This window comes from Cupriavidus gilardii (assembly GCF_008801915.1).
GTDB classification, from domain to species: Bacteria; Pseudomonadota; Gammaproteobacteria; order Burkholderiales; family Burkholderiaceae; genus Cupriavidus; species Cupriavidus gilardii.
This window is the reverse complement of record NZ_VZOV01000005.1, coordinates 171,397-189,343: the sequence shown is the minus strand read 5'-3', so window position 1 is coordinate 189,343 and position 17,947 is coordinate 171,397. Positions and strand designations below refer to the sequence as shown.

Here is a 17,947-nt window from a genome sequence, read left to right as displayed (position 1 = left end):
CGCCGTCATCGCCCCGTCATCGAAATCATCTACAGCCGGTTGTTGTCGAGGTCGGTGACCAGCATGCAGCCCGGTGCATGCGTGATGCAGATCTCGGGGCGGGCCTCGCGGATCACGGCCTGGGGCGTCACGCCGCAGGCCCAGAACACCGGGATCTCGTCCTCGTCCACCGGCACCGCGTCGCCGTAGTCCGGCGCCTCGATATCCTCGATGCCGATCAGCCGTGGATCGCCGATATGCACCGGTGCGCCGTGGACGTCCGGATAGCGCGCCGTGATCTCGGTGGCCAGGATCGCATCGGCGGCCTTCAGCGGACGCATCGACACCACCAGCTTGCCGGACAGGCGTCCGGCGGGCCGCGTCTCGATCGAGGTACGGAACATCGCGACGTTGCGGCCCAGATTGATATGCTTGAGCGGAACGTTGGCGGCGATCAGCGCATGCTCGAACGAGAACGAGCAGCCGATCGCGAACGCCACGAAATCGTCGCGCCACAGCGCGGCGATGTCGGTGGTCTCCTGATAGTCGGTACCGTTGCGGTAGACGCGGTACAGCGGCACATCGGTGCGGATATCGACGTCGACGCCGAGATTGCGGAAGACCGGATCGCCCGGTTCGGTGACGTCGATCAGCGGACAGGCCTTGCGGTTCAGCGCGCAGAACTGCAGGAAGTCATAGGCCCAGTCGCGCGACAGGATCACGATATTGGCCTGGACATAGCCTCTGGCGAGCCCGCTGGTATGGCCGCGATAACGGCCGGAGCGGATCAGCGCGCGCAGCGCGGCGGGGTCTTCTGGCAACAGTCCGTTGGCTTGCTGGAGGGGCAGGTTCATGGTCGTCGGCGTGGAGTCGTGCACGCGAGCGCAACGTGCGCTGTCGCGAGGTGTGCAACGATTCTGGACGCCGCGCCGACGCACTGTCCAACAAAACTTTTGGATGCAGCGCGATAAGGCTTTTCGATGACAAAGGCAAGCGATGCTTGCCTTCGGGAATGGAGGCAGCCGCTGTCAGGCGTCGCGCGGGGTATCGCGGTCCATAGCGCGGTCCATATCGCCGCCGGTCTCGCCGCCGCTGCTCTGCGCCGCCGCATTGGCCATCAGCATCGCCTTGTCCTCGCCCGCTTCGGCGCAGAACGCGGCCACCACGCCGACCGTCAGCGCGATCACCGACTCCGACAGCTCCAGCCCCGCGCCCGTGCGCCAGGAGGCGACAATATCGAGCGAAGGCGGATGGCTGTCGATCTCGACGACGGTCAGCGTGCCGTCCTCCAACTCGCGCCGCACCAGCACCGGCGGCACCGCGCCGATGCCGAAGCCCTCGCCGATCAGCCGCGTCATCGCCGCCACCGAATTGACGCAGCTGACGCGCGGCGTTTCCACGCCGTTCAGATGGAACAGGCTCAGGATGTCCTGATGCGGGCGCGAGTTCTTGACGAAGGTGATCACGCGTTCGCCGGCAAGATCGGCCAGCGAGCGGTACGGCCTGTCATAGGCCGAGCCCTTGGCGACGATCCAGCGGATCGGATACTTGGCCAGTTCGATATTGCGCACGGTCTCCACGCGCAGCAGATCGGTCTGGAAGATGATGTCGAGATAGCCCTTCTGCAGCTGGTCGCACAGGTTCAGCGCCGCATCGGCGGTCAGCTCGATCTCCAGCGCCGGGTAGGCCTCCATCACGCGGCGGACCACCGACGACAGCCAGGTATGGATGACCGAATCCATCGCGCCGATACGAAGGCGCCCCTCGCTGACGCGCGTGGAATCGATCGACTGGCGCAGCCGGTGCATGGTGTTGACCATGCGCTCGGCATATTCGAGCACCTGCTGGCCCTGCGGGGTCAGCGAGACGCCGCGCGAGTCCCGCAGGAACAGCTTGACGCCGAGGTCCTCCTCCAGCACGGCGATGCGGCTGGAAATCGAGGCCTGGGTGGTGAACAGTTTTTCCGCGGTCAGCCGGAAGCTTCGCAAACGGGCGACCCAGACGAACGTCTCGAGAAAGCGCAGGTTCATGTCGACAGGGATTGGACACGGAAATGACGATGCGGCTGGCGCGAGCGAACAACACCGGCATCGCGCGCCACGGCGCCACGCCCGCGCACCGCAGCCGTGTCGCTCAACTTCCCTGCGTCGACGGACGTGCCGCGTCGGCGGACTCACGCACCGGATGGACCGGCGCCTTGTCGACCGGCTGTTCGGCCAGCACCTTGATGCGGCCCAGCGCCGCCTGCATTTCGTTGCCCAGCGCCTGCGGATACTCCGCACGCGGGCCGGCGGGCACGGACAGCGGGTCGAGCCACATCTGCCACGTTACCACGGCGGTGCCCGCGTCGGGACCGGGACTTACCTGCAGTCGCCCGCGCGTATGGTTGGACAGCTTGCGGTAGACGTAGGAGTACGGTCCGCGATCGACCAGCACGTCGACGACAGGCGGCCCGCCGTTCTTGCGCTCGGCACGACGGACCGTCCCAGGCGATCCGTCGCCCAGCACCACGCTGCACGAACGCAACGCGCTGTCCCATTTGGCGATCGCGCAGTAGTCGCCGGCCTGCGCCCACACCTGCTGCGGCGTGCGATGGATCAGGATCGAGCGCTCGACCGGGACCAGTTGGGCATGGGCGGCGGGCGCCATGGCCAGCGCGGCCAGCGCCGCCAGCCGCGCGCCGCGAAGACGCCGCCGTGGAAGGACGAAGGATGGGTGGTGATCGGGCATGCCGGCGGAGGAATCGGTCGTCGGAGAAATGATGGTGGTCGGTGCGAGATGGGCCAATGCGCCAATGCGCCTGGATCCGCGTGGTTGTGCGTCGATGCGCCTCCACGCGTGTTCATGCGCGTCCATGCCCGGCCATCGCGGCCGGGCTCGAGGATGGCGTAGCGTACCGCGAGCGGCGCGCCTTGCCATCACCGAGCCTTCGTAGGACGGGAACTTCCGCGCCGTTGTCAGCCCTGGCTGGTTTGCTGCGGGGCGATATCGACCAGCCAGCCGGGCACGATGCGGTCGGGATCGCCGATCGAGGCATTGAGCTGCAGCAGGTGGTCGAGCGCCCGGCTGGTCTGCGCGACGTCGCCGCCGGGCACGGCACCCGCCCCGCCGTCGCCATCCAGCAGCATGTCGCGATGGCTGCGCGCGATGTCCCATAGCGTGTCGCCCGGCGCCACCTGGTGGTAGCCCGCCAGCACCGAGGCCGCGCGACGCGACAGGTTGCGATGCGGGGCCTCCATCGTCGGCGCCGTGGCCTGCCGCTCGGCCAAGACGCGCGGCGCGGCGCCATGCGTGGCCTCGGCCGATGCCGCGCGATCGCGCCCGGACGACCCGAGCAGATCCGGCCACTGGAATTCCTTGTTCAGCGTGATCGCATCGATCTCGCTGACGCGAGACTTCGACAGGTCCGGCCCCTTCAGGTACCACAGCTGCGCCGGTCCGACCTTGCTGCCGTACTGGCCGATCTGCAGCCGGTTGGCGGTATTCGATCCGTAGAAGCGCAGCGGGCCGATATTGGTCGCATCCATCAGCACCGGCGTGACCGGCCACGACCACGTGGCCTGCCCGTCCACATCAGTCAGCCGGCCGTTGGCGAAGTTGGTGCGCAGGATGTTGTGCTTGACGTGGCCGACGCGCAGGCTCGCCATGCCCATCTTCGACAGCCATGGCAAGCCGAAGCGATAGGCGACGCCGCCTTCGACGATATTGACGCCGTCGCGCGTGCCGACGGTGGTCTTGCCGTCGCGCGAGAACGCGAACGGCGTGGTGCTGCCGCCGACCCACAGCGACTTGATGCCGCCGATATTGAGCCACAGCGTCATCGAGTTCAGCCCGTCGCGCGAGCGGAACGTGATCTGCCAGCCGTCGATGCGCGTGGTATCCGGCAGGTTGTACTTGCGCAGCTCGCGCGGATCGCGCGAGACGTCGACCTGGCCCGTCGCGGCCGCGTAGGCCCCATGGGCCAGCGCCGCCACGCGCGCGCCGCGCTGCAGGCCGCGGCGGATCTGCGCGACGGTCAGCGTGCTGTCGCCGCTGGCGTTGGCGAGCCCGCCCTGCAGCGCGGTCGGGACCGTGCGCTCCATACGCTGCCGCACCGGCCCGAGCGACACCGTGCCCAGCCGCGCGTCGGCACGCTGCTGGCGCTGCGCCCAGGCGAGCAGGCTGTCCGCGGCGCGCGGATTTGCCACGGCCAGCCGATCGATGGCGCCGGTGCCTGGGCGGAAAGCCGCTCGCCTTGCCTCCAGTGCTTCGCGCCGTGCGTCTCGATGGCGCGCCGCGGCCTGGTTCATTGCCGCGCGCAGGTCCTGGCGATCGGCATGCTGGCCTGCGCTTGTGCGTTGCCCGCGTTGGGTACGTTGCGTGCGTTGCGCGTGCCGCCACGCCTGCGTGGCCTGCTGTTCGGCGATGCGGGCGTCGGCCCGCTGCCATTCGGCCTGGCGCCACTGGCGCATCGCCGCCACGCCCTCGCCGACGCGGGTCAGGCGCGGATCGGCGGCGGCCTGCCGGGCCAGGTCGCGCAACTGCACGGCCTGCGCCTGCCACGGCGAGTCGGCGCCGCCCTGCCGCGCGAGCCGTTCCATCTGGCGTGCCGCACGCTCCAGTACCCGCCGCCATGCCGCGGGATGGGTGTCGCGCAGCGCCGCCAGCGCGCCGTCCGCGGGCGGTTGGGCTTCACGACCGCGCTGTGCCGTGCGTGCCCTCGGTGTCAGACCGCCTTCGCCGAACACCGCGCGCCCCGCGCGTTCGGCTTTGGTCTGCGCGAGCCGCTGCGCCTGCACCGCGAGCGCGTGCTGGCGCGTCAGCGCGCGATGGGTCGCGGTGCCGGGCGTCGCCGTCTGCAATCGCGCCGACAGCGCGTCGGTGACCCGCGCCGCGTCGTTGGCGCTGCGCAGCGACTGCCGCCACGCGCGCACGCTGGCAGCCGCGGCGCGCCGCGTATCGCGCTTGCGCACCCGCGCCGCCGCGAGCAGCAGTTCGGCATAGGCGCGCCGGACCTCGCGCGCCGAATCGCTGCCGCGCGCCTCGGCACGGCTGGGCACAAACCCTTGCCAGCGGCGCACCGTTCCGGCCTCGCCGCCCTGGTAGCGCTCCCGCACGCCGCCCGCCGCGCCAAGGCGCCGGGCGACGTCGGGCGAATGCGCGGCCACGGCATCGACGAAGGCCTGCCATGCCGCCAGCTTGGACTTGGTATTGCCGGCCGCGGCCGCCTTTGCCGCCAGCGCGCTGGCGCGCTCCTGATAGAAGATCGCGCGGCCCGCATCGAGGCGGTTCAGCGCGCCGTTGCGCGAGGTCCTGTTGCCATCGGCGTGAGGACGCGCCGGGCCCGACCGCATCACCGTGGACCATGTCATGCCGTCGGCGGTACGAGCCGCCGCCGCGGTGCGCCCTTGCAGCGCGAGGCGCAGCGATGCCCGCGGCGTCAGCATGCCGAGGCGCCGCGCCTGCAGCCACAGCAGGCCGGTAGCCGCGTCGGCCATCCCCATGCGGAACCGTTGCCGCAGCGAAGCCGCCACGGCGCGTTGCCAGCGTGGCGGCAGCACCGGCATGGCGGGCGTCGCTGCGTTCGGATCGGTGGAGCGGCGCGGCGCAACCGCATGGATATCGCCTTCGATCGATGCACGAACCGGCCTGGTGCTGCCCTTGGGCACGAAGTCGAGCACGGCGTCGCGATTGACGCGCATCGCGTCGAGCGTCTTCGCGACCAATGCCGCGCCATCGGTCAGCGCAGCGCGATGGGTGGCAATGCGGGACACCAGCGCCTGCGCATGCGCATGCGCCACGGTACCGGCATCGCGCGGCGTCGGCACCTGCCGCGACGGCAGCGCGGCCCGCCATTGCGCGAGCTCGCCGCGCAAATGGCGCATCGCCTCGGCGCGCGGCGCCAGCACGTCGCCCGAGCCCTTGAAATCCCGCTGATTCGCTTCGATGCGCCGCAGCTCCTGCCGCAATCCGATGGCCAGCAGCGGATGCCAGCGGGTGGCGAGCCGCTGCGCGGCCGCGTCGAGCCGGCGCAGATCGCGGACGATCGCCTGCTGGCGCGCGGTGTCGGTCTCCCATCGCAGCCGCGCCAGTTGCGACTGCGCGCGTGCCTCGATCTGCCGCATCTGCTGGCGCATCGGCCCGGACAGCCAGCGCTGCAGCGCTTGCCCGTCCTCGAACGCCGTCTCGCGCGCCGCGCGCACCAGCTTGGCCTCGGCATCGCGCTGCTTGCCGATCGCCTGCGCCGCACCGCGGCGCCCGGCGTCGAGCCAGTTCAGCATGCCGAGCGTATCGACGCGGCTGAGCCGGTCCTGTACCGCGCGCCAGCGGGTACGGGCCACGGGATAGCTGTGCGGCGGCGTTTCCGTGCGAGGCTGGGCCGCCGACGGGCCCGGTGTCGCCGGCGGCCGTGCCGCGCCGGCGGGATCGGCGCCCTGCCGCCTCAGCGAACCGGGAAAGCCGGCCAGGCTGGACAGCGCCGGCAGCCGCTGTGCCAGCGTGTCCTGCCATTGACCCAGGCGCATGCGGGCCGCCGCCAGCGGCGTCTGCATGGCATTGCGCAGCGGCATCGTCAGCGTCGACAGCGCCTGCGCGCCGCGGTCCAGGCCGGCCACCGTGCCGCGCCATGCCGTCGCGGCGTGGCGCGTGCCGGCGAGCGCGCCGGTGGCGCCCTGGCGGATCCAGCGGCCGCTGACCGGATTGATCATGAACTGCACGCCCCCGAGCAGCAGCTGCGTGCGCGTCGTGGCGCGCTCGCCGGGCGTCATGTTTTCCCAGTTCGACACGGCCGAGTACGCGGTATAGCCATAGGTGCCGGCGCCGACGGCGAGCGCCTGGCGCCCGCTGCGGGTGGCCTGCTGCTGCAACGCCTGCGTGCGCAGCGCCAGTTGGCTGGCCTCGTCGGTCAGGCCCCGGCTTTCGGCCACCAGCGCGCGCTGGCCGCTGCGTGCCGCGCTGACGCCGGCCACGCCCGCGCGCACGCCCAGCGCGGCGGCGAGGATGTTGAGGCCGTCGATCAGCATCTGCGGGTTCTTGTCCGGGTTCCAGCTCTGGCCATGCGAGATCTGGTCGGCGATGCTGGCCGCCGAAGTGCCCACGCCGTAGGCGGTCGCCGCCCCGGCGGCGGCCATGGCAACGGGCGCCAGCGCGCCGCCGGAGCCGACCACCAGCACCACGCCGGCGACGATGCCGACGCCGGCTGCGATCGTGTCCAGATGGGTCTTGCGGCGGAAGCTCTCCCAGCCGCTCTCGATGCGTGCGTCGCCGATCTCCAGCTCGATATTGCCCTTGCTGTCCACCGTGAACTCGCCGTCGCGCGGCATCGCCAGCACGGCATCGGCGGCCGGCAGCGTATTGTTTTCGCGGTAGTCCTTCAAATCGTCGTACGCGCGCCCAGCCTCGTCGACGAAGCGCGGACCCTGGTCGGTCTCGACCTTGAACAGCATCGTGCGTACGATGCCGCGCTCTCGGCTGGCGTAGACCACCGGCAGCAGCGTCACGCGCGCATGCTCGCCGCCCTGCTCGATCAGCTGGTCGGCCACCACGTCGAGCATGTCGGCGTAGTCGTCGTCGATGCCGGCAAAGACGTCCTGCTTGCGCAGCGTCTCCATCTGCGCGTCGGCGTCGCCCGCGAGCTGCACCTCGGGCGGAATGCCGAGCGCCAGCCCCGCCATGTTGCGGGCATGGGTGCGGCCCGCCATCTCGTAGGGCCGGCCGCCATAGTCGACGTAGTGCTGGTTGATGACGCCCTGTGCCATCGCGCGCGGCTCGGAGACGAACAGCTCGTACAGCGCTGCCGGGTCCTCGCGCTCCTCCGGGGTCAGCGTCGCCGTCAGTGCGCGCGTCTCCTGCGCGGCGCCGGCCTGCGCGGCCTCCTGCACCAGTTGCTGGCGCGCGGCGTCCTCGTTGTCCAGCGCCTGCTGCAGCGGCGCCCAGGTCGGCGCGTCCTGCTCGCGCAGGAACGGATGCTCCCGCTTCCATGCCTGATGCGCGTTGCGCAGGCGCTCGACGTCGTCGCTGGCCGCGCCGCTGTCGCGCTCGCTGCGATAGCGTTCGAGCTCGGCGGCGCTGGCTGACGCCGTGGCACGGGCGCTCTCCAGCGCCTCGCCGGCGGAAACCACGGTCTCGTCCTTCTCCACGTCGACGCCGAGGTCGCGCGCACGGTCTTCGGCGGTCAGGCGGGCGCCGAGCGCGGCCAGCAGCGCGCGATGGTCGGTGTCGACCTGCGCGGTGAGCCGAGTCAGTTCGGGGTCTGCGTCGGCGCCGGGGTTCTGGCCGGGGCTGGCGCCATTGGCATTGGCCGACGCATTGCCTTCGCGGCGAGCCTGCGCGATGGCCTGCGCATCGTTGTTCAGCGTCTCATAGTCGCGCCAGGCGGTATCCTCCGCCGCGATGGCCGACTGCAGCTGCGCATGCGCTTCCCATACGCGGGCCGTGACCGGATCCATCTCGACGCGCGATGGGCTTTGCCCCGGGAGCGACAGCGTTGTCGGCGCAGCCGGATAGCTGCCGTACAAGTTGGGAGACTGCGCCGAGAACTGGGCCGGGTACTGAACATACCATCGCCCATTCTCCTTGACGGCAACCGGCGGCGAACCGGGCGCCGCCAGCAGCGGCGCGGTGGCCGACGTGGAGCTCGTCGAGGTGGGGGATGTGGGCGGCGCCGCTGCCGTGTCCCCGCTGGCATTGCCGGCCGCTGCATCGATACCGGGCGGCAACACGGTCCATGGCGCCGGGCGCGCGGCCTCGCCGAAATTTGGCGTCAGCAGCGGCGAGGTCGACAGCGAAGGGCCCGTGCTCGGCAACGATCCCGGCGGCTGCGTGGATGGCGCGAGCGGCCCGGACGGTCCGGACGGTGCGAGCGGGCCGGCCGGCGCGGACGCGGAGAAATCGTGCGTGCGATGGGCCTCCAGCGCCAGTGCGTACTCGCCCTCCGCGGCGCGCCTCGCCTCGGTGGAAGCCAGCGCGTCGCTGCGGCCATGGGCGACCGCCTGCGCCAGCCGCGTTTCGTCGCGGCGCTCGCGCGCGGTGTCGATTTCCTGCTGCGTGGCACCCGGCCGCCGCACCGTCGCCTCATAGGTCTGCGCCGCGTTGGCTGCCGCCTCATCGGCCGTCGGCAAGGCCCGCTGCGCCGCACCGCCGTCCTTGCGCCATTCGTCGGTCCGGCCCTGCCGCAACACATCGGCCGCGTCGCCGTTGGCGTTTGCGACTGTCCCCTGCAGGTTGGCGCGCGCCTGGCTTGCCGACTCGCGCAGCGTGGCGATGCGGTCGTCGTGCGGCGCACCGGCCCCGCCCTTCTCTTGCGCGCGCAGTCCCTCAACCAGCGCCGCGTCGGCCTGCTGCGAGCTGCGCAATGCCTGCAGCGCGTCGTGGTCGCCGCGGGCGGCCTGCATGCGGTCCTGGGCGTCGGCGTAGGCGATACGCGCCTTCTCGCGGGCATCGGGATTCGTCGCGCCTTCGTACGCGGTGCGGGCCTGCTCGAGGCCGGTCTGCGCCTCGCGGTATTCGGTGTCGATCTGGGCGGCACGGTCGCGCAAGGTCTTGCGCGCGGCCTGATCGTCCCTGGCCGATTGGGCTTCGGTCAGCGCGGCCTGCGCGGCCGTATTGCGCTGCTCCAGCGTCTGCCTGGCCTGCTGGACCTCGGGTGGTTCGACCAGGCACTGGTTGGCGCGCGTCTCGTCGACGCGATGCTGCTCCTCCCTGGCGGCGAGGTCGTTGGCGGCCACCTGCGCGTCCCACGATGCCTGCGCCGCGGCCGCCTCCCGGTCCGCCACCCACCACGCGTCCAGCGCCGCCCCGTAGGCGTCATCGGCCCGCTGCAGCGCCGCGGCATCGCCTTCCGAGCGGGCACGCTCGCGGGCCGCGCCGGCCTGTTCCAGCTCGCGCCCGGTCCTGGCCAGCTCGCGCTGCGCTGCATCGCGCTCGTAACGGCGCCATTCGGTTTCGAGCGCCGCCGCCGCGCTGTCCGATTGCCGTCGGGCGGCACCGGCCGTTTCGCGCGCCTCGCTCAGTGCCTGCTGGTCGGCAGCATTCAGTTTGTTCGGATCGCTGCCCGGCGGGGCCAACGCCGTCACCGCACGGTCGGCGGCGGCCAGCGCCTCGTCCGCCCGCTTGGCATTGACATCGGCGACAGAGACTGTGTGCAGTTGCTGCGCATCGTCGTACGCGGCCTGCGCCGTGTCGACCTTGGTCTGGTTCTGCGGACCCGGTTCGCGCAGCGTCTCGGCCTTGGCCTCGTCGAGCGCGATCCGCTTGTCATGTGCGTCCAGTTCGAGCGCTGCCTCGTTCAGCTCGGCCTTGCGCGTCGCCGCGGTGGCCTCCGCCGCCTCGGCCCTGGCGATATCGTCGCGCGACTGCGAACGCTCGGCGGCCTCGCGCGCGGCTTCCGCCTGCGCGCGCGCGGCCGCCTCCGCCTCCTGTGCCTGGCGCAGCCGCTCGAGCATCGCGGCAATCTGCTCCCGCATCTGCTGCAGCCGGGCCTGCAGCTCGGCCAGTTCGCGCTGTCGTTGCGCGGCCGAGTTCGACTCGGCATCGGCCGTGCCTGGTGGCGGCGCGGACGGTGCCGGCGGCGGGGGCGGCGGCGGCGGCGGGACCGTGACGGGGCGCACCGTCGAGGGACCTGACAGATCGGCGGGATAGCTCATCGTGACCTCGAAACGAAGGCCGGGCGAGGCACCATGCCGATGCGGACGCGCCCTGACCCGGGGCGCCGCCATCAAACCGCGCGTCGATGAAGGGCCCGTGACGACACGAACCCTCGTGGTGCAACGCGCCGCCGCTGCTGCGCTGCACAGCGATCTCCCTACGAGTCTCCGTAGTCCATGCCCTGCCCCGCATGTCACTGGCGCGCCGTATGCTTACGCGTTGCCCTGCAGGAGCGATCGGGCGGTAGGTGAAGAAGGGTGCGCGGTTCGCGAATCTGGCGAGATCGCGTCATCGGGGAAAACCCGATATCCGCCTGGGTGCGCGGGAATGCCAGATTGGCCGGGGCCCGCGTATTGACCGAGATTTAGTGGCGATCTCAATTTTTTCTTATGAGGACCCAAGCTAAAAAATAGTTGGACGAGCCGCCCGGCGAATTTGAAGAATGCAGATGCCGGGGGACGTCCATCCATGCATGACAGGTTCCCGCAGACCGCCGCGAGTCGTCCGACTTCGCCGCGGGCAATCCGCCTGCAAGTGGGGACGCGCGCTCTGGCCCGGATCCAGCCTGTACCGACGCACCGCGACGAGACACCACGACGAGGAACGCATGGAAACGCAGATTGGCAGCATGCAGGGGGAGCAGCAAAGCCGACCGTCGAACGGCCTTTTTGCCTGGTATCGCGATATCACGCCGGGCGAGCGCCGCACGTTCTGGAGCTGCAAGGTCGGCTACGCGCTCGACGCGATGGACACGCAGTTCCTCAGCTTCGTGATTCCGACGCTGATCGCGACCTGGGGCATCACGCGCGGCGATGCGGGCTTCATCGGCACCGCGACGCTGCTGACCTCGGCCGCGGGCGGCTGGGTCGCCGGCATCCTGTCCGACCGCATCGGCCGCGTGCGCACGCTGCAGCTGACCATCGTCTGGTTTGCCTTCTTCACCTTCCTGTGCGGCCTGGCGCAGAACTACGAGCAGTTGCTGATCGCCCGCGCGCTGATGGGCTTCGGCTTCGGCGGCGAATGGACCGCGGGCGCGGTGCTGATGGGCGAGGCGATCCGCTCGCAGGACCGCGGCAAGGCCGTCGGCATGGTGCAGGCCGGGTGGGCGCTGGGCTGGGGCATGTCGGCGCTGCTGTATGCGCTGGTATTCAGCATCCTGCCGCCCGAGACCGCCTGGCGCGCGCTGTTCCTGATCGGCCTGCTGCCTGCGGTGTTCGTGATCTTCCTGCGGCGCCTGGTCAAGGAGCCCCAGGTCTATGCCGAGCACAAGGCCAGGGAGGCCGCCTCCGCCGAAAAGACGTCGTTTGCCGCGATCTTCTCGCCGAAGCTGCTGTCGATCACGCTGCGCGCCGCGCTGCTGACGACGGGCGCGCAAGGCGGCTACTACGCGATCACGACCTGGCTGCCGACCTTCCTGAAGACCGAGCGCGGATTGACGGTGCTCGGCACCGGCGGCTATCTGGCGATGGTGATCGTCGGCTCGTACCTGGGCTATATCACCAGCGCCTACCTGACCGACCGCATCGGCCGCAAGCGCAATTTCATGCTGTTCGCGCTGTGCTCGATGGCGATCGCGCTGATCTACACGCAGATCCCGGTCAACGACACCGTGATGCTGATCCTCGGTTTCCCGCTGGGCTTCTTCGCCTCCGGCATCTTCGCCGGCATGGGGGCCTTCCTGACCGAGCTGTTCCCCACCAGCGTGCGCGGTTCGGGCCAGGGCTTCTGCTACAACGTGGGCCGCGCGATCGGTGCGCTGTTCCCCTTCCTGATCGGCCATGTCAGCCAAAGCATGCCGCTGGGACAGACGATCGGCGTGTTCGCCGCCGGCGCATACGGGGTGCTGATCGTCGCCGCGCTGACCCTGCCGGAAACGCGCGGCAAGACGCTGGAAGCATGAGCGATCCGGGAACCCATGCGCGCGGCGATAACCCTTCAGGGCCTAAGGAAAGTGGCGTATATACAACATCGTCGCCGCATCGCATCAACCGGCCGCAGGCCTTGCCGTATCGCCGTTCGCGGGCATCGCGACGGATGGCAATGCGGCCCCGCATCGCACGGCTGGAATGCGCGTTCGATGTCATGACATCTTGGCTTGCAATAATTTGGCCGGCGCCGGATGGCAGCAGCAGCCACCGCTGGCGCCATCACGGTTTCGCACCACCACAGCATCGATATCGATAGCGATAGCGGCCGCGCAACGCGCGGCACGCACAACACCGGGCACGCCGCACCGCGGCGCCATCCGGGTTTTCCGACGGGAATGGGTCAGCAGTATGTTGGGCTTTGCCTGAAGGCCTGGCCAGCGGGCGCGCCATGTCGCCAGCGGACCGAGCACGGCAAGCCTTCACGCTGTCGCGTCAATGCGGCAGCCATACGCATTTGTCGGAGGCGATCGATGGAAAAAGTAGTGGAAGCCGGCCTGGGCCGCGACACCAGCCTGTCGCGGACCCTGAGTGCCGACCTGCCGCGCGCCACAAGCGGCGGCACGTCGGCCCGCGGTCCACGTGGCCTGCCGCCCGTGGCGGGCCCCCACGGCATCAAGGTATTCGGCGAACGGCATATCGTTCCCGTCCAGCGGCGCACGCGCCAGGGCGGCATGCCGGGACTGGTCGAGGCCCTGCTGCGCGAAAGCTCGCATGAATCGCGCACCGCGCTGATGCAGTCGGCGATCCGGGGGATCGGTTTCGACTGGCTCCGTTATGGCACGGCCACCACCGTGGGCGGGCAGGTGCAGATGCGCACCTTCCTCGATACCTATTCGCATCCTGCCTGGCGCGACTACTACCTGCGCGAGCGCTATTACGAGGTCGATCCGCGCCAGCCGCGGCCCGGCACCTTCGGCCTGCCGCTGGTGTGGGACGTCAGCGACCTGGAGCGCAGCACCTCGGGCGGCACGCAGGCGCTGCGGCTGCGCCGCTTCCTCGACGACCTGTGCGACGCCGGCATCCGCAGTGGCGTGTTCCTGAACCTGCCGATGCCGGGCACCAGCGACTTCGTCGCGATCAGCTTCGCCTCCGGCATCGAGAGCCGCCGCTGGATCGGCGACCCGGTGATCGGCCAGGCCTTGACCGTCGGCTTCGCGCTGCACGAATTCCTGACCTGCCACGCCGATATCCCGGCGCTCGGCGGCACGCAGCGCGACGGCCTGTCCGAGGTCCAGCGCGACATCCTGGCCTGCCTGGCACAAGGTCTGTCGGACAAGCAGATCGCCAACCGCATGGAGATGTCGATCTTCAACGTCGATTACCACATGCGCCGGCTGCGCAGCCATTTCGGCGTGCGCAATCGCGTACAGCTGGCGCATGCGGCCACGATGCAGGACCCGACGTTGATCGCCACGGCCGTAGAGAGAATGGATCGGGCCGAGCGGATGGAAAGGGGCGGCGGCCTTCGCGAAAGGACGGCGGCGCGCTATTGCGCGGAAGAAGCGTTCCTGGAGGGCTGATGCGACGATGGCCGGGCGCGAGGCGAGTGGAAGCGCCCCGTCCTTCATCGCCGCTCATCGACCTTCGCCATCCTGCAGCGTTCACCCGCCCTTCGCCCACCGCATCAGATCCGCCACCCGCTCGAACAGCGAGCGGTCGATGAAGCGATCGAGCGGCACCGTCAGATAGAGCCGCTGCGCCAGGTCCGAATCGAAGGCCGACGGGATCAGGTAGTCGGCGGCGGCCTGGCGGATGCGGGCCGCGACCTGGCCGCCGCCCTTGGCGACCACCTTGGGCAGCGTACCGGGCCCGTCGTAGCGCAGCGCCACCGCGTACTGCGTGGAATAGACCACCGCGGTCGACACCCGCACCCGCTCGCCGACGCCGAAGAACGCCGCCTCGAAGAACGCCGCGCGGCGCCGCCCGGCGATTATCGGATCGCCCTGCGTGTCCTTGTACTCGCGCCGGTATTCCTCGATGCTCATGCGCTGGCGCTTCATGAACTCGTAGCGCTCGTGCACGTAGTCGATCACCGCCATGATCAGGTAGATCACCGCGGCCCAGCAGCACATCATCAGCAGGATATGGGCGATCAGAAGCAGGATCTCGGCCGGCCGCGCATAGCCGGTGCGCACGCCGTCCTCGATCGCCCGCAGCGCCAGCACATAGATCAGCCCGCCCAGCAGCGCGATCTTGATCACGGTCTTCAGCAGATTGACCAGATTGCGCACCGCGAACATCCGTTTCAGCCCCTCGGCCGGATTCAGCCGTGCCAGCTGCGGCTTGATCTGCTCGAACGCGACCAGCGGTCCGACCTGCACGAAGGCGCCGACGATGCCGCAGACCAGCGCGATCGCCGCGATCGGCAGCACGCCCATCAGCAGGAAGCGCGCACCGGCCTCGCCCAGCGCCAGCATCTGCTGGTCGGCCAGATGCTGGTCGATCGCGCCCATCGCGCTCAGCCACAGCGCCTGGAACAGCCGCACGAAATAGCGCCCGAGCAGCCATAGCGCGATCAGCACCCCAAGAAAGACGAAGGCCGACGTGACATCGCTGCTGCGCGGCACCTCGCCGCGCTTGCGCGCGTCGTCCAGCTTGCGCCGCGTCGCCTCGAGGTTCTTTTCGCTATCGGCCATGGCGTGGCCTCACTGGACGCCCGCGCGTCCGCGCAGCAGGTCGATCAGCGCGTTGTCCGGCCGCAGGAAGCCCTGCAGCGTGTCCACCATCACCGACAGCATCAGCACCAGCATCAGGAAGGCGACCGTGATCTTGACCGGCTGCGCGAACTGGAACACGTCGAACTGCGGCACGAAGCGGGCGATCAACGCGAAGCCGAGTTCGACGATCACCAGCAGCAGCAGGATCGGCGCCGCCAGCTTGACGACCCACGAGAACATCGTGCCGGCATAGATATTCGCAAACTGGAACGACGACAGCGAGACATCGGGACCGAAGGACATCACCGGCCAGAAGGCGAACGATTCGACGATCACGCCGGTCATCGCAAACAGGCCGCCGAACGACGCGAACAGCGCGATGCCGAGGTGGGACAGCAGGTTCTCCATCGGCCCGTCCTCCTGCTGCGTCACCGGATCGAAGAAGGTCGCGTTGCCCGAGCCGGTCTGGAAGTCGATCAGCTCGCCGATCATCTGCAGCGCGACGAAGAACAGCCCGAACGCCATGCCCAGCAGCAGGCCGATGAACGCCTCCTTGAGGATCAGCAGCAGCCACAGTCCGCCCGCCACCGCGTCGATGTCGACGCGGGCGCCCGGCGAGACAAACAGCGCGATGGCCAGCACGATGCCGTTGCGCGCCACGCCGGGGATCGATTGGTGCGACAGGAACGGCACCACGGTAAAGGCCGTCAGCAGCCGCGGCATCACCATCAGGATCGGCATCACGGTCTCGCGGCCCCACTGGAAGAAGATCGCCGGATCGATCATGCCTTGATGCCTGCTCCCATGCCCCGCTGCCACACGCGCAGCGCCGCCTCCTCGGCGGCCTCTTCCTCGCGGCGCTCGATGTCAGCCCTTGCCGCGGCCTGTTCGCGGCCGATCAGTTCGCGGGTGCCGGTCAGCCGAGCCTGCGCCTCTGCCCATAGCCGGCGGCTTTGCTCGAACTCGGCACGACGCTGGCCGGCGATATCGAGGGCCTGCGCCAGCGCGGCATTGGCGCGGGCGATGCGGGCGTCGAACGACGCCTGCCACGCCTGCGCATCGAGCAGGCCCGAGATCGCGACGCCCTCCTTCGCGGCGCTGTCGCGCAGGCGCTGCAGAAACGCCGCGCGCTCCGACAGCGCCGCGCGCACCGCGCCCTGCGCCGCCTCGGCGGCCCGCATGCCTTCGAGAAACGCATCGCGCTTCTGCCGCATCTCGCGATGGGCGTCCTCGTGGCGGCGTTCGCGCACGCGTTCGAGCTGGCGCAGCGGCACCGTGGTCGATTGCCCGTTCATCGTTTCGCCTCCTGCTGAGCGGGCGCGCGCCCTGCCGCGGCCATCGCCGCCGTCGCTGGCGTCACCGCCGGAGCCGGCGGCGTGATCGCCCGCTCCAGCGTGCGCAGCGTGGTCTCGTAGGTATCCAGCTTGCCGGCCGGCTGCGCCAGGAAGGCGCGGATCTGGCCGATCGACGCGACCGCCGCGTCCGCCACCGCATCGGCGCCGGGACGGTATTCGCCGATCTGCAGCAGCAGCTCCAGCTCGCGATACTTGGCCAGCAGCTCGCGCAGCCGGGCCGCATGGCGCGCCTGCTGGTCGTCGACCACATGCGGCATCACGCGGCTGACGCTGGCCAGCACGTCGATGGCCGGATACTGGCCGGCGCTGGCCAGCTTGCGCGACAGCACGATATGGCCGTCGAGAATCGAGCGGACCTCTTCGGCGATCGGGTCGCTGTCGTCCTCGCCTTCGGTCAGCACCGTGTAGGCGGCCGTGATCGAGCCGCGCGCGGCGGTACCGGCGCGCTCCAGCAATTGCGGCAGCATCGAGAAGACAGACGGCGGATAGCTGCGCCGCGTCGGCGGTTCGCCGCTGGCCAGGCCGATCTCGCGCTGCGCGCGCGCCAGCCGGGTCAGCGAATCGACCAGCAGCAGCACGCGCTTGCCCTGGTCGCGAAAATGCTCGGCGATCGCGGTCGCGGTATACGCGCACTTGACCCGCTCCATCGGCGCGCGGTCCGACGTCGCGACCACCAGCACCGTGCGGGCCAGCCCTGCATCGCCAAGGCTGTATTCGATGAATTCGCGCACCTCGCGGCCACGCTCGCCGACCAGCGCGACCACGTTGACATCGCTCTGCGCGCCGCGCGCCAGCATGCCGAGCAGCGTGCTCTTGCCCACACCAGGCGGCGCAAAGATGCCGACACGCTGGCCTTCGCCCAGCGTCAGCAGGCCGTCGATCGCGCGCACGCCGGTCGCCAGCGGCGTGCGGATCAGCGCGCGGGTCAGCGGATCGGGCGGCTCGTTCTCGACCGGCACCTGGCTGACGCCGACCAGCGGCCCGCGGCCGTCGATCGGGCTGCCCAGCGCGTCGAGCACCCGGCCCAGCAGCGCGGCGCCAGCCGGACAACGGTAGCCGTGCATCTGCGGCACGACCTCGGTCACCGCCGACACGCCAGTGGTGCGTCCGAGCGGCGTCAGCAGCGCGGTCTGCTGCTCGAAGCCCACCACCTCGGCGAGCAGCGGCGGCTCACCCGGCGTGACCAGCTGGCAGATCTCGCCGACATGCGCCTGGATGCCGGTCGCATTGATCAGCATGCCGACCGCCTTCGACACGCGGCCGCGCATCGCCACCGGCGTGAAGTGGTCGAACGCGCGTTCGAGATCGAGCGCGGCGTGCTGCAGCGCGGCCTTCAGGTCTGAGGTGGGGAGCGGGTCGGCCATGGATCGGGGAGTCAAGGACGCGGCGTGATGCTTCCGGTCGG

The 17,947-nt window shown here is 70.1% G+C and carries 10 protein-coding genes; 2 read left to right on the top strand and 8 right to left on the bottom strand.

From position 1 onward, the window contains the following. Positions 1 to 29: 29 nt before the first annotated feature. From F7Q96_RS09415 to F7Q96_RS09400, 4 genes are all read right to left on the bottom strand, one after another. Complete coding sequence (locus F7Q96_RS09415) at positions 30 to 833, bottom strand: putative hydro-lyase (RefSeq protein ID WP_053824607.1); 804 nt, start codon at positions 831 to 833, stop codon at positions 30 to 32. A 174-nt stretch (positions 834 to 1,007) separates the two neighbouring features. Then, on the bottom strand, positions 1,008 to 2,009 hold the full coding sequence (locus F7Q96_RS09410) for a LysR family transcriptional regulator (RefSeq protein ID WP_053823841.1): 1,002 nt from the start codon (positions 2,007 to 2,009) through the stop codon (positions 1,008 to 1,010). Positions 2,010 to 2,112: 103 nt separating this feature from the next. Continuing rightward, positions 2,113 to 2,766: an SRPBCC family protein gene (locus F7Q96_RS09405; protein ID WP_249041661.1), complete on the bottom strand. Its 654-nt coding sequence runs from the start codon at positions 2,764 to 2,766 to the stop codon at positions 2,113 to 2,115. A gap of 170 nt (positions 2,767 to 2,936) precedes the next feature. Further along, positions 2,937 to 10,601 (bottom strand): DUF4781 domain-containing protein, encoded by a 7,665-nt coding sequence (locus F7Q96_RS09400; protein WP_151022532.1) that lies wholly within the window; start codon positions 10,599 to 10,601, stop codon positions 2,937 to 2,939. 608 nt (positions 10,602 to 11,209) lie between these two features. On the opposite strand from F7Q96_RS09400, the gene F7Q96_RS09395 reads away from it, so the two are divergent. Continuing rightward, entirely contained in the window at positions 11,210 to 12,502 is a 1,293-nt protein-coding gene (locus tag F7Q96_RS09395) for an MFS transporter (protein ID WP_053823838.1), read from the top strand. A gap of 498 nt (positions 12,503 to 13,000) precedes the next feature. Next, positions 13,001 to 14,050 (top strand): helix-turn-helix transcriptional regulator, encoded by a 1,050-nt coding sequence (locus F7Q96_RS09390; RefSeq protein ID WP_212762788.1) that lies wholly within the window; start codon positions 13,001 to 13,003, stop codon positions 14,048 to 14,050. An 81-nt stretch (positions 14,051 to 14,131) separates the two neighbouring features. Here the strand turns inward: F7Q96_RS09390 and F7Q96_RS09385 are convergent, their stop codons facing one another. Genes F7Q96_RS09385 through F7Q96_RS09370 form a run of 4 tightly spaced genes read right to left on the bottom strand, consistent with a single transcriptional unit; the run spans position 14,132 to position 17,906 of the window. After that, positions 14,132 to 15,166 (bottom strand): EscU/YscU/HrcU family type III secretion system export apparatus switch protein, encoded by a 1,035-nt coding sequence (locus F7Q96_RS09385; RefSeq protein WP_053823836.1) that lies wholly within the window; start codon positions 15,164 to 15,166, stop codon positions 14,132 to 14,134. 9 nt (positions 15,167 to 15,175) lie between these two features. Further along, the gene (sctT, locus tag F7Q96_RS09380; RefSeq protein WP_151022530.1) at positions 15,176 to 15,973 is read right to left on the bottom strand and encodes a type III secretion system export apparatus subunit SctT; all 798 of its coding nucleotides are present in this window, start codon (positions 15,971 to 15,973) and stop codon (positions 15,176 to 15,178) included. Beyond that, positions 15,970 to 16,482, bottom strand: coding sequence for a type III secretion protein HrpD (locus F7Q96_RS09375; protein ID WP_053823834.1), 513 nt, complete (start codon positions 16,480 to 16,482; stop codon positions 15,970 to 15,972). The genes sctT and F7Q96_RS09375 overlap by 4 nt, the downstream gene beginning before the upstream one ends. After that, positions 16,479 to 17,906, bottom strand: a complete 1,428-nt coding sequence (locus tag F7Q96_RS09370) for a FliI/YscN family ATPase (protein WP_082371728.1) — start codon at positions 17,904 to 17,906, stop codon at positions 16,479 to 16,481. Before F7Q96_RS09370 ends, F7Q96_RS09375 begins: the two co-directional genes overlap by 4 nt. Positions 17,907 to 17,947: the final 41 nt, after the last annotated feature.

Coding starts and splice junctions, on each gene's coding strand:
- F7Q96_RS09415 (WP_053824607.1), bottom strand. CDS start 833: ATGAACCTGCCCCTCCAGCAAGCCAACGGACTGTTGCCAGAAGACCCC.
- F7Q96_RS09385 (WP_053823836.1), bottom strand. CDS start 15,166: ATGGCCGATAGCGAAAAGAACCTCGAGGCGACGCGGCGCAAGCTGGAC.
- F7Q96_RS09400 (WP_151022532.1), bottom strand. CDS start 10,601: ATGAGCTATCCCGCCGATCTGTCAGGTCCCTCGACGGTGCGCCCCGTC.
- F7Q96_RS09410 (WP_053823841.1), bottom strand. CDS start 2,009: ATGAACCTGCGCTTTCTCGAGACGTTCGTCTGGGTCGCCCGTTTGCGA.
- F7Q96_RS09395 (WP_053823838.1), top strand. CDS start 11,210: ATGGAAACGCAGATTGGCAGCATGCAGGGGGAGCAGCAAAGCCGACCG.
- F7Q96_RS09370 (WP_082371728.1), bottom strand. CDS start 17,906: ATGGCCGACCCGCTCCCCACCTCAGACCTGAAGGCCGCGCTGCAGCAC.
- F7Q96_RS09375 (WP_053823834.1), bottom strand. CDS start 16,482: ATGAACGGGCAATCGACCACGGTGCCGCTGCGCCAGCTCGAACGCGTG.
- F7Q96_RS09390 (WP_212762788.1), top strand. CDS start 13,001: ATGGAAAAAGTAGTGGAAGCCGGCCTGGGCCGCGACACCAGCCTGTCG.
- sctT (WP_151022530.1), bottom strand. CDS start 15,973: ATGATCGATCCGGCGATCTTCTTCCAGTGGGGCCGCGAGACCGTGATG.